General features: G+C 56.4%; 13 protein-coding genes. 5 read left to right on the plus strand and 8 right to left on the minus strand.

Annotated elements, in window-relative coordinates; genetic code table 11:
- Positions 1-70: 70 nt before the first annotated feature.
- Entirely contained in the window at positions 71-955 is an 885-nt protein-coding gene (locus tag LT974_RS16395; protein ID WP_232589891.1) for an IS1595 family transposase, read from the plus strand.
- Between the two features lie 13 nt (positions 956-968).
- Here LT974_RS16395 and LT974_RS16400 read toward each other — a convergent pair whose 3' ends face one another.
- From LT974_RS16400 to LT974_RS16415, 4 genes are all read right to left on the minus strand, one after another.
- A complete protein-coding gene (locus LT974_RS16400; RefSeq protein ID WP_232590699.1) occupies positions 969-1,352 on the minus strand; it encodes a hypothetical protein in 384 nt (127 codons plus the stop codon).
- A gap of 170 nt (positions 1,353-1,522) precedes the next feature.
- Complete coding sequence (locus LT974_RS16405; protein ID WP_232590701.1) at positions 1,523-1,954, minus strand: type II toxin-antitoxin system VapC family toxin; 432 nt, start codon at positions 1,952-1,954, stop codon at positions 1,523-1,525.
- Positions 1,955-2,227 (minus strand): AbrB/MazE/SpoVT family DNA-binding domain-containing protein, encoded by a 273-nt coding sequence (locus LT974_RS16410; protein WP_232590703.1) that lies wholly within the window; start codon positions 2,225-2,227, stop codon positions 1,955-1,957. It abuts the gene before it with no gap.
- Positions 2,228-2,356: 129 nt separating this feature from the next.
- Entirely contained in the window at positions 2,357-2,812 is a 456-nt protein-coding gene (locus tag LT974_RS16415; RefSeq protein ID WP_232590705.1) for a hypothetical protein, read from the minus strand.
- Between the two features lie 353 nt (positions 2,813-3,165).
- On the opposite strand from LT974_RS16415, the gene LT974_RS16420 reads away from it, so the two are divergent.
- The gene (locus tag LT974_RS16420) at positions 3,166-3,996 is read left to right on the plus strand and encodes an IS5 family transposase (RefSeq protein WP_232590706.1); all 831 of its coding nucleotides are present in this window, start codon (positions 3,166-3,168) and stop codon (positions 3,994-3,996) included.
- 815 nt (positions 3,997-4,811) lie between these two features.
- Here the strand turns inward: LT974_RS16420 and LT974_RS16425 are convergent.
- The 3 genes from LT974_RS16425 to LT974_RS16435 form a co-directional block, all read right to left on the minus strand.
- Entirely contained in the window at positions 4,812-5,930 is a 1,119-nt protein-coding gene (locus LT974_RS16425) for a CRISPR-associated protein Cas4 (protein ID WP_232590707.1), read from the minus strand.
- Between the two features lie 72 nt (positions 5,931-6,002).
- Positions 6,003-7,007: a Cdc6/Cdc18 family protein gene (locus LT974_RS16430; RefSeq protein ID WP_232590708.1), complete on the minus strand. Its 1,005-nt coding sequence runs from the start codon at positions 7,005-7,007 to the stop codon at positions 6,003-6,005.
- Positions 7,008-7,653: 646 nt separating this feature from the next.
- Entirely contained in the window at positions 7,654-8,412 is a 759-nt protein-coding gene (locus tag LT974_RS16435; RefSeq protein ID WP_232590709.1) for a hypothetical protein, read from the minus strand.
- A gap of 365 nt (positions 8,413-8,777) precedes the next feature.
- Between LT974_RS16435 and LT974_RS16440 the strand changes: the two genes are divergently transcribed.
- Positions 8,778-10,565, plus strand: coding sequence for a transposase (locus LT974_RS16440; RefSeq protein WP_232590710.1), 1,788 nt, complete (start codon positions 8,778-8,780; stop codon positions 10,563-10,565).
- Positions 10,566-10,912: 347 nt separating this feature from the next.
- A complete protein-coding gene (locus LT974_RS16445; RefSeq protein WP_232590319.1) occupies positions 10,913-12,112 on the plus strand; it encodes a tyrosine-type recombinase/integrase in 1,200 nt (399 codons plus the stop codon).
- Between the two features lie 488 nt (positions 12,113-12,600).
- Here LT974_RS16445 and LT974_RS16450 read toward each other — a convergent pair whose 3' ends face one another.
- On the minus strand, positions 12,601-13,818 hold the full coding sequence (locus LT974_RS16450; protein WP_232590322.1) for an RNA-guided endonuclease InsQ/TnpB family protein: 1,218 nt from the start codon (positions 13,816-13,818) through the stop codon (positions 12,601-12,603).
- 206 nt (positions 13,819-14,024) lie between these two features.
- Here LT974_RS16450 and LT974_RS16455 point away from each other — a divergent pair, with 206 nt between their 5' ends.
- Positions 14,025-14,624, plus strand: coding sequence for a GNAT family N-acetyltransferase (locus LT974_RS16455; protein WP_049909256.1), 600 nt, complete (start codon positions 14,025-14,027; stop codon positions 14,622-14,624).
- The last annotated feature ends 375 nt before the right edge of the window (positions 14,625-14,999 follow it).

Here is a 14,999-nt window from a genome sequence, read left to right on the forward strand (position 1 = left end):
TTGATTCAGTTCAGCTGTCGCTCTGGAATCGAAGAGAGCAAGGACACCGCGCTAGCGGTGTCCGACACGAATGATTCCGCTCGATGTGTTTGGCTCGGAATCGCTCGCAGCGGACCTGCTGGAACAGGTGCGCTGGCGTGACGGCGTTTCCTGCCCTCGCTGCCGTTCTGACCGGACGGTCAAGAACGGCAGCTATGGGGCGTTTCAACGCTATCTCTGTAAGAATTGCGACCGCACGTTCAACGATAAGACGGGCACAATTTTCGCTCACTCGAAGGTTGCGCTCCGCAAGTGGTTGTTCTCGATTTACGCGTTCTTACGGTTCAATACGAGTCTTCGCCAACTTCAGCGAGAGATCGATGTGACCTACAAGACGATGCACCGGCGCGTCGAGCGCTTCACCAGAGCGCTCGACGCGCCTCAACTCGACCTCGTTGGACCGGTCGAAATCGACGAAGTGTACGTCTCTGCGGGGTTGAAAGGCCGCGAGCGCGACCAACCGTCGCGCTCGCGTGGCCTGTCCACGCGCGGACGAGGTTCGTACGAGGGAGACAAACCACCCGTCTTCACCATCGTTGACCGTGGAACGGGACAGCGGTACGTCGTCCCGGCGAAATCCGCAGACGAATCGACGGTGCGACTCCTCCTCGCTGACCACGAGGAGGAGTCGCTAACAGTCTACACCGACGGATTTCGGGCATACGACCCGCTTGAGGACGACGACGAGTTCACCCGCAAATACGTCGTCCACGGTGACGGCGAATACGCTGATGGAGACATCCACGTGAACACGTGCGAGAGCCACGCGTCGCTGGCGCGACGCTGGCTCTCGCCGCATCGAGGCGTCTCGAAGGACAAGTTGACACAGTATCTCCGCGCCTTTCAGCTACGCAGCGAACTCTTCAGAAAATCTGGTCGAGAAGCACTCAAACACGCTGTCAAAGCGACTCTCTGAAATCAACAATATGCTACACATGAGCGTTCGCGCGATTTGAGACTAATTGCTCGAACGATGCAACATCAGGAATTTCCTGGCGCTCCGGCAGCCGGAGATCAGCCAGCGCCTCCGCATACCCATCCGCCATATACCGAATCCCCACAATCGCAAGCAACAACCCGGGAATAGAGGCAACCGCAGTCGGCGTCATCGCAAAAATATGACGCCCACCAGTCACGTGAATAACCGTATTCATAATACCGAAATCCCAGACCAACAACACAACCAAAAAGAGATACGGCGGATACACCTGCAACCCCGGAATACGTTCCGCAAGCACATCGAAGTGAAAGGCGTTCACAACACGTTCGACGAGTAGCGTATCCCGGAACTGCAACTGTCCGTCTGTCATCATTCCAGATACCGACAGCCCACCATCTTAGATGTTCGCCGCCAGATACGACGCCGACCACGAAAACCAACCCCGCCTACATCGCTCGTGATGCACGCAGAGGGTGGGAACACTCTAGATGAGAGTGATATTCCCAGGCCGAACGCAGGTCGACATCGTCCTCTCGTAGCAGGTCAATTGTGTGGATTATCGGGTGTCTCCAGCCGGGTGATATCCTCGATGACGTCAAAGTCGTCATCGAAGGAGTACAGGTACTCGATTCCCTCTCGTTCCATGTACGCGGTGAGGGTCGCATCACCGAACGCGAATTCGTCGTAGGTCTCGAAGAGCTCCACCGCACGGTGAAAGTCCTTCTGAGCGGAGTGAACCAGTTCGAAGCCTGCTGACTCTGAGAGTCGATCCCGGAGGTCTACCGCTATATCGTGACGCTGGCGTTCGTGAATCCAGTTCAGAGACTCCAACAGCACGTAGTTCGTGATTCGAGCAGTCGGGAGGTCACCACGGTCGATGGCGTGGATGATGCCCTCGGCCTGTTCGTGGCGGCCGCTCGGGGTCGTATCCTTGTAGTCGATGAGAATATTTGAATCGACGACGGCGACCGCCATTCAGGCGTCCTCCGTGAACGCAGGGTCTTCTTCGTGGCCGGCGAGGTCGTGCGTTTCGAGGCTATCACCACCCATCGGAGCCTGCAGATCGTCATCTTCGAACGCGCCGTAGCGCTGTCGGACGACCTCAACGGTGAGGTCACCTTTCTCGGTGACGTTCCAGCGGAGCTTGTCGCCGGCCTCGATGTCGAGACGCCGACGGAGCGACGCTGGGATAGTAACCATTCCTCGGTCACTGACTTTGGTTTCCTCGGGTGGTTCTTCAGCTGCCATACTCGCCAGTACAGGCCCTCATCTGATACATGTTGCGCCACATGCACCTCGGAAGGTGGACGAATCACTAGGGTCGAACACTCTTTACGAAAATATACGTTAACTAGAGACCACTTCCTGGGTTTGCAGCTACCGACTTGCCTCAGTGTGTTGTTCTCGACGTATCGTAGCAAGATCCTCACCAACACGAACCGAATTTATCCCGGTGTCCGTTTCGTTGTGCGCGATAATGAGGACGCCTGGTGCGGTTGTGACTGTTGGAGTGTCTCCTTCATCGAGACCAGCGTCGACAGCGTTGGGAAGTTGTAGTTGGTAGCCGTTGCCGGCGATTTGGATGGTTGCTGTGACCGCTCGATACGCCGTGTTGGTATCGGTGGCAGCCGTCGCAACAAGGTCTGCTTCGACATCATCAGGAACACGGTCGACGTCGACGGCGACTAGAAGGCCTTCGAAGGCGTGAATTCGTGTCTTGGCTAGTCGGGTTGCTGTGTTGTTGTCGTCTTCGGCAACGAGTGTCGCTGCTCGTGCTGATCGAGTAATTTGGAGAGCGAGGCCGTCGCCGGACTTCTTGATGGCGTTCGCCACACTCGTTAGTATACTATGCTAACGAAAGAATGCTTCGACCCTACCACCATCCCCTCAGCCTCCAAACCACACACCACCACTTCCGAATCTTCCCCACCCCCACACACCACTATTTCCGGAGCTATCGGGGCAACACCCGGACCTAAATCAGAGGTCTAAAACACCGGAGCAGCCGTTCCCACCCCGTTCTGCGGCAGACTCAACGATATTCGCAACTGCTCCGAACCGCGAACTAGAATCCAGAACGCCTACGATACTGACCCTACCACCTCACTCGGCTGTGTTGAATCACTAGACGGCGTCGGTACAGGTCGCTAAATCAAAGGCGTTGAAGCGGGAGATTCCGGTTGCCTATGACCCAAATCTCCCGCTTCACTGGAGAAATTGTCCCGGTCGCTCAAAGCGTTACTGGCGATGGAGACGAATCCGCCGCTCCGGAAGGAGGCGGCGGATTCGCCGACTATGCGTTCGTTTCCCTCCATTGTCTCCGGATTTACCTCGATACGTCCTACCGGATGACCATCGACCTGCTGAAGGAGATGCCACAAATAATCGGGGAAATCGGCCTCAGCGCGGCCGATCTCCCACACCCATCGACGTTATGTAAGGCGTTCGATGAGATGAGTATGAGTGTCTGTCGAGTGCTACTGCGCCAGTCGGCGCAGTTGCACGACCCCTCGAAACACGGCGCTATTGACGCCACGTTCTACGAACGGTCCGCCGCGAGCCGCCACTACTGTCAGCGAACGAGTTACCGTGTGCAGAAGCTGAAAGTCACGAAACTCGTCGATACAGACACGCAAGCCATCCTTGACGTGCATTGCTCGACCAACCGTGAAGGAAGTGATGCCGACCTCTGTGCGCAGATCGCCCGCCGGAACGCGGGCGATCTGCTCAGTCTCGCCGCGGACAAGGGTTACGACAAGAACGCGCTCCGCACCGCGTTGCGTGACCTCGACATTCGTCCGCTGATCAAGCACCGCATCTTTGCTCCGTACGACCACGCGCACAACGCTCGTATTGACGAAGATCGCTACAATCAGCGGTCAATGACCGAAACCGTCAATTCGGCAGTGAAGCGCTCGCTCGGCTTCGCCGTGCGAGCGCGTTCCTGGTATCGTGAGTTCCGTGAAATCGCTCTGATGTGTGTCGTCTACAACATCAAGCGTGCCGTGAAACAGTAAAATCCGACGCCTTATGGCGATTCAACACGGCCAGTGAGGTGTATTCAGGAACTAGATGGATCTCATGTTCTCCGTCTTTCTCGTAGTCCTCCTACGTAAACCAGTGTCCTCCTAACAGTAGTTGCCTAGCGCGGTTTCTTTATTCAGAACAAGTGCTGGAAGTGGGGCGGCTGAATCGGTAAGTGGGAATGCAAGTTAATTGAATTGACAGCAATCGTATTCCTTGCAGAATATTTTAACTGCCCTCGGGACTATTGACTGGATATGAGTGGTCCCCGCTCGATTAAGCTCATACTCTTGATTCTCGTGTACTTTTGGGCGCTCACTCTCGGTGCTAGTCTTCTCGTACTACGTCCAGTTCGTGTTTTTCTCATCGTCCCAGTTTTGGCTGGTCTGGGTTTGCTTGGTCATGCTGTGAAAAAGAGCCATCTAGATGAGCTCGGGTACGCGATAATGTGGCTATGGGCTACTGTACTTGCTCTCATTATCGGTGGACTTACCGCTGAAACCTTTATCTTGCACCGCGATATGCCACCGTTAGTTGAGTTCCCAATAGCCCGTATTCTTGGGACTATCGGACTCCTCGCTGTCCTCGTTACGACGTACGTACTCGGTGTACAGCGTTCAACACAAGCGAAAGAGCGGAATACAGATACTACCTAAACCCGGGTATTAGACCCAATCCCTCTATCGATTCACTGCACTTACCGGGCGTTTCACCTCATCCACTGAATAAAGAAACCGTATTGGCAACTACTGCTAAGCCAATTCCAGCAGAGGGTGAGCAGGGCGCGGTAGTTCAACGGGTGTTCGAATTAGTGGATGTTTTGCGATTCTGGCATGGGAACCGCTACAGTACAGAGTTCGTCGTCTTCGACACAGCGTTCACAGAGCGGTGACTGTGCCTCGATGTCGATAGCATCCCACGCGTAGGTCGCTCCGCATGTCGGGCAGTGCCAGTCGTACACGCCGTGTTCCTCTGCGAGTGCCGGGAATTGATGTGCTAACGTCGGTGTGAGTTTCGCGTCAGGATACGCATCGAAGTACTCCACGAGCTGGTGCTTTCGATACCCATCCACCCCGGGCAACAGTCCGGTGAACCCGACATCTTCGTAGCCCTCGTTAGCTTGCCCACAGCGAATCCGGAACGGACAGGTGTCGCACTCCCAGTCAGACACCGGATCAGCAGGCGGTAACACCTCGTCGCTCCGATACTGGGTTTGGGCTCGCATCCACGGAACAACGCGGTCCTGCCAGAACGACTCGTCAAACTGGACGTGGAACACTTCGATATCTAGCGTGTCACGCCCACCGTACAGCAGGACTCCATCACGCAGCGACCGGTCATACTCAGCATCCAGCGCATACATGTACGCGTGCAACTGTGCCTTGTGATGCGGTTTCGGGCTGTCCAGATACGATACCGACGATGTTGTCTTGATTTCCATCACGAGAATCGGGTCCCCAGAGGAATCCACGAGCACCGGGTCAGTCACACCCTTCACGCGGACTGGCGCGCCACCGTCGTCGATAGTCGTGTCTATCCACATCGAGTTCCGCACATAGGTGTTCTCGGTCGTGACTGCATCCAGCAAGTACGGCACGACAATCTCTTCCTCGAAGGCAGACCCAATCCAGAACAACCCTTGTGGTGCATCACCTTCCTTTGGTGCGTTCTCTGCGTAGTACCGGACCTTCCGATGGCACTGTAGCAACTTACTCGGGGAATGTTTCTCCGCGGCAGGTGGTGGGGATGCGCCGTTGAAGTACGGCCGCCCCTCCAGAATGTTCTCTGTGAACTGTTCTTCCTGATACCAGTCGTTGAATGATTCGTTCGTAATCGCGTCAAGGAGACGCTTCCGGCGATCGGCCTCCGGCGCGCGATTCGGAGTCAGGAATTCGGTGGTGGGCGTATTCGCTTGGTCGTCTGGCATTACACGTGCAGTGAGAATGGCAGCGGGGATAGGCAGCGGCGTGGTGGTTCCAAATCTGCCAAGACATCTCCGTCACCGGATAGCCCGATACGTCCGTGCCTTCGTATTCCCGTCAGTGACGATCAGGTTGTAGTGCTCCAGTTTCGAGAGGTAGTTTCGGACTGTGCGCTCGGATTTCGGGTCGTCAACGCGGTCCTGGTACGCAGTGTAGAGTGCTGACGGGTCAATCTCACCAGCCTCAGTAACGATCTCGTAGAGGACTTTCTGGTGGGGCGTGAGGCGATCCAGCGTTTTCCGTTCGATTTCCAATTTCGCTTCCGAAACCGCGTCCGCCACAAGCTCGGAGTGAATTCGGTCCGCACCTTGACTGGCCGCGGTTCGAGCAGCTTTCCGAAGGATGCCGATTGCGACACGGGCATCGCCGGCTGCCCGGTCCGCGATTTGTCGTAGCTCTGCATCCCGGATTGTGTTCTCGGCTAATCCCCACTGGACGCGGTCATGGAGGATTGAGACTAATTCATCATTCGAGTAGGCGGTGAAGTGGATGCGGTTGGCGTTCCGGAGGCGGCTTTGGAGCCGGTCGTCTAGTGGGGTGAACAGTTCTTCTTCCCGGTTGGCGATGAGGATGAGTGAGAGGGTGGGGATGCGGTAGAGGTCGTAGAGCAAGTCTTTGTCTTGGAGTTGATCAACTTCGTCCAGGATGACGACGTATGGCGGGCCGTCGTAAGCGCGGAGGCGGTCCAAGAGCACGTCGCGCGGGGTAGACTGGCGGTGAATGTCAACGGTTTCTCCGATACCGTTGAGGAGCTGGTAGAGGGTTTTGAAGCGGGTATAGTCCTCCCAGCAGTTCACGTACTGTGTGTTCAGGTCTACGACGTTCCGGCGGAGTTCCTCGGTGAGGAATTGCGCGATGCAGGTTTTCCCGACGCCCGAGGGGCCGTAGAGGAGTGTGGGGTCGATTCGACTCCCGTCCGTGACCGGTTCGAGGATGCTGGACAGGTAGTTGACTTCGTTGTCCCGGTGTTTCACCTCCTGCGGGACGAATTCTGGCTGGAGCACTCGCGCGTCGGTAATCATGACTTGCGTCGACGCAGTCCGCCAGCATCATAAATGGAAGCGTGTTGTTTCCAAATCTTCCAAAACAGGTCTGTTGAGTCACCATACTTAGCGAAGATACGCACCACATCGAGGAGGGTTCTTACCAGTGGATTTTGGCGTGAAACAACCGCTCAGTGGGACTGCGAATCTACCAGACGGTTATTGAGAAGGAGAACGATTCGTCCATTCCACTTTAAATATCACCGTGTAGCAAATCAGTAGCGAAAGAGCCCATACACCACCAATTACGAGCGGCGATTGCTCACTTTGAGGGGCATAGATACCCTCTATGGAAACGGCATTCCCAAGAATGAACAGTACAAAAACAAGACCACTGAACCGCCACAGAGGCCCAGTCTCGATATTAGGGTGCTTCCGAAGCAAGAGATACGCCGTACAGACTGACCCACCGAATCCGACTAGTACTGGCGGTGCTGTACCCGCTGTTAGGCCGAGAGAGATCGAAATAGCGAGTAAGCCCACGCCGACAGACACAGATAAGATGCACGCCACGCGGATTACCTGCCAGCCAGAGACCATACCAGACTTATCCATTCGGCCAAGAAAAGCCTACGCCATTCATTAAACCCTCTGTACTTAGCGAGGACCTCACCAGCAGATTCTGTTACTCTTCTTCGTTCACGTCACGTTCAATGTCATCCGAGTCGCTCGCTTCGATATCTGATAGACTTCCCTGACTCAGTTCGCTTGCATCGCGTTCATCTTCCTCATCTGGCGTCGCTTCCGACGGCCGAATCACCCGCTCCCCACCATCATCATCTTCGGTGTTTTGCTCCTCACCATCATCCTCGTCCTCTTCGGTGTTTTCGGTCTGTTGGTCTTGTTCCTCGTTGGACGTTTGATTGGATGGGTTCTCTGGATGCTCAAGGGATGAGTCGTCCAGATTACTCTCAACATCAGTCAACTCCTCCCCGTCATCTGCACTGTCTGTGCTGCCTGACGTATCCGACCCGCGGCTGGTGTCCTCGATAATCGTTCCGTCCTCGGCTTCCGGGTACTGCAGGAGCAGTGACGGATTCTCTTCCACCCACTCCATGATCTCTTCTGTCTGCTCGTCCACCAACTCCCGCAGCGCCCGTAACTTCCGATAATTACTGATCAAGCCTTCCCGTGCCATCTTCTTCGTCAGGTGCTCCCCCATATCCGTCAAATCGTGCACCTTCTTCGTCCCCACATCACCTTGCCCAAGCGACACCGTCAGCAATCCCAACTTAGCGGCATCATCACGCCGCTCGATAATCGTTGACGACGTCACATCGATTTCCGGTTCAATTTCCGAATACGTCATCGGTCCATCGTGCAGCAGCACCAGCATCTCAACCGCACCCTTCCGCTGTAGGAACTCCTGGACAGTGAGGCTCATCACCGGCCAGCTCACCACCACGACGTATAGAAACCCAAGTTAACTCCAAATTAGAGACAACCAGACACCAGACCACACGGTCGAAATCCCCTTCGTACCTACCCCGATCTAACTCGAAACCACGCCTAACTCCATACTGGAGTTAACTCTGATTTGGAAATAAAATAAAATCGCAGAAAAACGCAGAACGGCAACAACAGGCACTCTACGCGCGTTTTAGTGGATATATTCGGAAAGCACACGCGGATGCTTACCAGCAAAAGTGGAGTTGAGGGACGCAGGGTCATGATGACGCTGCTCCCACGAACCGCACCGCCAGCCCAGCACCACCCGTCAACGAGACGAATCACCGGAGGTGTCCAGCGATGAGCGACCTGCCAAGCGTCGATGACCTTGATCTGGACCCCGCATACAACACCCTAGAACAACAGGCTGACGACATCATCGAATACGGTACCGAATGGCCAGAGCTCGCCACGCAACTTGACGTCTCCAAATACCGCAGCCAAGACCCGTACCCAGCGTGGCACGCCGAAACAAACGATTTCGACCCCGTGTTCCTCGCTGCACTCTGGGCGAAAACCGAAGACAAGTCCATCACCGGGATCGCCGACCGGCTTGAAGACAACCCCGAGATTGCCACGGCGCTCGGGTTCAACCCGGACGACATCCCGCATGGTGACACGTTCGCCCGCGCGTGGCGAAACCGCCTCAACGACGAGGACTCCGACGTAGACCTGCAGACCATTATTGAGACAACCGCGAAAACAATCGACAAACTCGCCACGGAACGCGGTAGCCCGATCGGCGGACACACAGGATTGCAAGCTGACGAAACCGACGGCTCCTCAACACGCGCGGGACAACGGTTACTCCGCGAGAAAACCCGGGAAGTCCTTGACCAAATGGCAGACGTCGTGTTCCCTGAACTTGACCTTCCCCGCCCGGAACACGCCATCTACGACGAGGAGGACCTTCTCGAACTCATGACCGTCATGGGGATGGAAGGTGACGCCGCAAACGATGGAGCGACCATCAACAGTGACCGACTTGCTGCTCAGAAAGATATTGACATCGACGACCCGTTCTACGTTGACGGACCTACCGGCGAAACACTCCTCGAAGCGATTCACGACTTGACCATCAAGCGGATTACCGACATGGTGAATCGCAGCGCTGAACGTGCGCTCAAACGCATCAAGCCGTACGCCGAATTCCCAGAACCAGTCTTCCTCGCAATCGACATTACCTACGTCGCCTACTACGGTGGTCGTGACGGTCTTGAATGGGTTACAGGAACGCCGGACCACAAGGACTACAGCTGGTGTCACAAGTTCGCCACAGCAACCCTCGTCGGTGATGGCGTCCATCTCACCGTCGGGATGCTCCCTGTTGGAAACGAAGACCACGTTGACAACGACGCGTACCCAGGTGACGACGAATACACGGTCATCCACGGCGATGTTGTTCGGGATCTCCTCGAAATCGTCCCTGATAGCGTCACACCACGATGCGTGTACGCTGACCGCGGATTCGCTAGCACAGACGCGATCGCTGCGTTCGAGGAGAACAATCTGAAGTACCTGATGCCAGCCCCTCGTAACGACCGGACGAAACGATGGCTGCGACGAAATGTGGATATGGAGCGCGGCATTCTCGCGGTCAAGCAGGACTGGGGCGTCCGCGGGAAGGTGAAGCACGGCTCGTCAAACCACCGGAAAACAACGAATCTCGTCGGATTACCGGGTGACCCAGATGATGAGCAGTACGGGTACGGTGAAGTCCCGGATGACGACGAGGAAGAGGTAGACGAAGAGGACCAGTCTGCAGTGCCGTTCTACACGAATCTGCACGTGAGCGATGAAACGGCACTGGACCGCCGGCAAGCGAAGGAAAAAGTGGAAGAGTACAACCAGCGGGGTGGCATCGAAACGTCTTATAAGAAAATCAAGGAGTTCGCAGCGTGGACGACGTCTCGGAAGTTCGAACCACGGCTGTTCCACTTCGGGTTCGCGGTCCTCCTGTATAACGCGTGGTTGATGGTTGACTTCCTCGTGCAGGTGGGGTTAGACGTTGAGGTCCGGTCGAAACCACGAATCACGGCACAACGCTTTATCAAATTTATAGACCGGAACCTCGTCGGGCTGATATAGCCGGTCTCCGCGTTCGTGTCTTCTTTTCCCCATAGAGCCATCAGTACGCAGTTCCGGTGTATTCGGCTGATTTCTCCCCTTCGCAGCCCTACTACTTCGAATTCCGGGTAATCGAGACGGTGATCCGGCCTGATAGGGGGAGACAGCTCGGTGAAAACTAGAAATTCCGTACAGCAAATCTCCGGAATTAGCAACTACAGCCACGAATTCTCTATATAGCGGCATACGATTTATCATCTGTATTCGGGGGCGGGTTCTGGGTATAGGAGTTCTGTGCACACCAATATCGCAGGTTTAGCCTTTTCGCTAATCCACTTGTGCTTAATCGAATAAGCGACGGTAGAATTATGGAGGTCGCCGCCGTCGGGTCAGTCAACGGAATGGACGACACTCAGGACGGCGTTACCCCCAGGGAAGACGCCGACAGAACCACCTTCGAGGCGGCAATACAGCAGTTCGTCCAGTCGAAGGGGAAGGTCGGCGACTCTGGACGGTACGCCACCGACTCGAAACGCCTGCTGGAGCGCTTCGAAGAATTCGCCGCCGACCGTGGCGTCGAGGACGTCGAGTCGATTTCGACGCGCCTCCTCGAAGGCTACGCCCAGCACCTCGACCGCCGCGTCCAGACGCGCGAGCAACAGGGAAAACCCCACGGCATCAGCGGAGCCACCGCCCACCAGTACTTCGCTCGGGTGCGTGCGTGGCTGGAGTACCTCGTCAAACGCGACCTCCTCTCGGAAAACCCTGCAAAGAGCCATCACGTCGAAGACGAACTCCCTGATGAGTCACTCGGCACGACCGACGACGGCCAGCAGTTCTGGAGTCCGGCGACGCGCAAGCAGATCGTCCGCTGGACGGACTGGTACTTCGACGCCGCCCTCGACGACGAGCAGGGATGGGTCACGCCGGCGGATGCTGCCCGCGAGCGGGCCCTTATCGCCACGGTCGCTTACTCTGGGGCCCGCGGCGCCGAACTCTTCCGTGACCTGGACAACGACCGACGCAACGGTCTTCGGTGGCGCGATGTCGACCTCGACGCGGGGACACTGTCTGTCCTCGGGAAGTCCCAAGAAATCGAGGAAGCCCCGCTCCTTGACGCCGGAAGGACGCGGCTGGCGGACCACTATCGGCGTCAGAACCCCAAGGATGAGGACTGGCCCGTCTGGGTGACACGACACCCCCCGTCACTCTACGCCGGCGCTCGCATGCTCGACGGCGTCAACGAAGACGACGACCGCCTCACACCAGACACGGTGTTAGATGTCTACCGCGAGCACGACGGTACGCCGCCGGCGCTCTCCATCGGCGGGGCACGGCGCATCCTCCGCGAACACTCCGACGCGTCAGGGCTGGTCGGCTCCGATGGCGACCATCTGAAACTACACGGCGCCCGACGTGGCCTCGGAGACGAACTCTATACCCACGACGCAGAGGCCGCTCAGGAGGCGCTCCGTCATCAGAGCATCGAGACAACACACAAGTCCTACCGTGACCGCGACGGTGAGCGCGTTCGCGAGCGCGCCCAAGAAATCCTAAATGGAGAGTGAGGAGTACGTCTCCTCAGAAACACGTCCCACAGAGACCGGTATGGCTAGATACACCACCGCTGAAGCTGACTAATTTCATGGCTAATTCGGCAGCTGCATCCCGATACAGTAAGTTGAGAAGGCTCCGAGAACTCCGTATATCGTTGTCACCGAGGGTTTGTTGCTTTGAACCATTAGAACATTCATGACCGGTAAGACGGTTCGGTATGAAGAGCCAACGGAGGGTTCGTACGTTCGGCTCCCCGTCCCACTCGGAACTCAGCGAGCGCGTAGATGGCTTGGAATCGGAACTCGAGGCGAACGGTCCAGAGGCAGTGCTACGTCGGTATGAGATTTCTCCGCCATCGATCACCACGGAGACCGTTCGGAATCTCTTCCGCCGACTCTGCAAGGAGGGTGAGATCCCAGTCGAGGGCAAGCACGAGTACGTCAACTGCCCCGCGCACGGTGGCGCAGGGCTTGTCAGTGAACTCGGCCTCTCCCGACAGTTAGTCGGACGGGACGAATCCCCGGTTCGGCGTCACTGTTCCTGACTTCAGGGCGAGTTGACTGTCGCCCGTCCGCCGCGACGACTGTAGGCCGCGACGGACGTACCGCCATCCAACATTTTTCGCTCCAACATAGTCCGCATTCGCTGTCGCACCACACTTCTCGCACTCGAACTCCGCCTGCCTGACGCGATTGCCTTCGCTAGTGTGTCCACACTCGGGACACCGCCGACTCGTGTTCTCCGGATCAACGTACTCAACACTGATGCCTTCCGCGTCAGCCTTGTACTCCACGAGGTCAACGAGCTGGCGGTGCGCCCACTGGTGGAACTCTTTGACCGGCGGCGCACGTTCCCTGATGTGTCTCAGGTTCTCAACCGCGATGTACTCGCAGTTATGCTCCAGTGCTTCCTCGATGATGTCGTTGGCCACGCGGTGGAGGACGTCTCGAACGTATCGGGATTCCCTACCGCTCATCTGCTGAATCGTCCGATGTGCGGATTGTGTACCAGTCTGTTGGAGGTTGCCACGTATCCGCTCGAATTCCCGATGGCGGTGTCGAAGTTCCCTGCCGGACGCGAAGTACGCCGTACTGGTGGTGGCGATGTTGACGATACCGAGGTCAACGCCGAGAACTGTCCTGTCCTCGTCGTCGCCCTGTTGTTCGACCTGTTTCTCGGGCTTCGGTTTGCGAAAGCCGAGATGCAGGTAGTAGTCGCCATCACGCCGAGAAAGCGTGGATTCGGTGACCTCCCAGTCCTCATCGTTGAGGTACTGGTGTTGGTAGCCATCTTCGTCGTCAGGCAACGCAAGATCACACCGAATACGGTCGTCAACCGTTGAGAGTGAGACTGTTCCGTCGTCGAATATCGTCATCGTCCGGGTGTCGTATTTCACTGTCTCGGCGGTGAACTCCGGACGTGATGTCTTGTACTCCTCGTCCAGTTCGTTGATTTCTTCGACGCCGGAGAGTGCGGCTGCGGCCTGGTGGGTGGCGAGGATTGCGTGCTGACTCCCGAGACGCGTTTCCTCTCGCACATCGCCGTAGGCGAGGTCTTGGAGGTACGTCTTCCGCGTTTCACCGTGTTCCCATCCGATCTGGCTGCTGGTGTTGCAGGCAGTTTGCCACTCGTTGATAGTGGCATCAAGCAGTTGCTTCTGCTCGTGGGTGAGGATGGGGCGAGTGATTGCGGTGCGTCTCAGGTAGTCGTCTGCCACGAGTTTCAATAGAGAGTAAAGGTACTTAATAGTTGGTAGGTTTGTGGCAGCGGGCGTCGGCTTCCACCCCGCCCACGGTGGGGCGGGGAATCCGCCTTGCTACCTAGTTTGAGAGGGTGTCATAGAACGGCTCTCACACAACCTATGTGAGTACCCTGATTCGATAAGTACAGGATATACAGTGGTCGCGTGGAAATTCCTCAGACATGAAATACCAGCTCCGATTAGCCACTCCGGAAGATGCACCAGCCATCCGTTCTATCTACGCGCCTTTCGTCGAATCGTCACCAATTTCGTTTGAAGTTGACCCGCCAACGACTACGGAGATGGCAGAGCGGATTGAGACGACTCTCCACAAGTATCCGTGGTTCGTTTGCGAGACGGACGAAGGCGAAATTCTCGGATACGCAACTGCGAGTTCGTTGCGATCAACCCCGCCGTATGCATGGACGGCTGAACTGTCAGTATACGTCGCTGAAGACACTCACCAATCGGGTATCGGAACCGCGCTGTACACTTCCCTCTTGGAGACTTTGAAGGAGCAAGGATATTATAACGCGTACGCAGTTGTGACGCTCCCGAACCCTGCAAGCGTGAAGTTACACGAGCGAATGGGGTTCGAACCGGTCGGTACGTTCCCCGCAGTTGGCTACAAACAGGGGGAGTGGCACGATATCCAGTGGTGGTATCGACAGCTGGCAGATCACCCATCCGATCCGGAACCACCGCAGCCATTAACTGCCATCCGAGGGTCGCCCGTGCTTGAACACATTCTGAAAAGAGCAGAGACATACTTCGACATCTAATCAATACGCAGACCTACTTATCGGCCAATTCACCGTAGAAGTGGATGTAATCAACACTATGAGAAGACTTCTATGACACCCTTTAGTTTGAAGTTACTATCACTGGAGGGCGGTTAGACGGGCATCATCGCCCGTTTTCAGATCCGCAAGCCGTGCTTAATGATACGTGCTTGGCTAGTGTCTTATAAGCTACGAGTTGCGAGAATCTGCATACCATCGTCGCAACGAATCACATTGGTACAGTGGCTTAACAGCCACCACAAGCGAGGCGACCGAAGGATGGGACCCTCACACGGGTCCCGACTGACGGAGCCGAGCGCACGCCCCCGAGCGGAGCGACGGGGGCATTCGTGATGCGGTAGCGGTTCGATGCGC

The sequence above is a fragment of the Halobacterium noricense genome (assembly GCF_021233435.1).
Lineage (GTDB): Archaea > Halobacteriota > Halobacteria > Halobacteriales > Halobacteriaceae > Halobacterium > Halobacterium noricense.

Excerpts from the sequence above, each read along its gene's own strand:
- LT974_RS16395 (WP_232589891.1), top strand. The coding sequence starts at position 71 with ATGATTCCGCTCGATGTGTTTGGCTCGGAATCGCTCGCAGCGGACCTG.
- LT974_RS16400 (WP_232590699.1), bottom strand. The coding sequence starts at position 1,352 with ATGATGACAGACGGACAGTTGCAGTTCCGGGATACGCTACTCGTCGAA.
- LT974_RS16455 (WP_049909256.1), top strand. The coding sequence starts at position 14,025 with ATGAAATACCAGCTCCGATTAGCCACTCCGGAAGATGCACCAGCCATC.
- LT974_RS16435 (WP_232590709.1), bottom strand. The coding sequence starts at position 8,412 with ATGAGCCTCACTGTCCAGGAGTTCCTACAGCGGAAGGGTGCGGTTGAG.
- LT974_RS16440 (WP_232590710.1), top strand. The coding sequence starts at position 8,778 with ATGAGCGACCTGCCAAGCGTCGATGACCTTGATCTGGACCCCGCATAC.
- LT974_RS16405 (WP_232590701.1), bottom strand. The coding sequence starts at position 1,954 with ATGGCGGTCGCCGTCGTCGATTCAAATATTCTCATCGACTACAAGGAT.
- LT974_RS16430 (WP_232590708.1), bottom strand. The coding sequence starts at position 7,007 with ATGATTACCGACGCGCGAGTGCTCCAGCCAGAATTCGTCCCGCAGGAG.
- LT974_RS16420 (WP_232590706.1), top strand. The coding sequence starts at position 3,166 with ATGACCCAAATCTCCCGCTTCACTGGAGAAATTGTCCCGGTCGCTCAA.
- LT974_RS16445 (WP_232590319.1), top strand. The coding sequence starts at position 10,913 with ATGGAGGTCGCCGCCGTCGGGTCAGTCAACGGAATGGACGACACTCAG.
- LT974_RS16410 (WP_232590703.1), bottom strand. The coding sequence starts at position 2,227 with ATGGCAGCTGAAGAACCACCCGAGGAAACCAAAGTCAGTGACCGAGGA.
- LT974_RS16425 (WP_232590707.1), bottom strand. The coding sequence starts at position 5,930 with ATGCCAGACGACCAAGCGAATACGCCCACCACCGAATTCCTGACTCCG.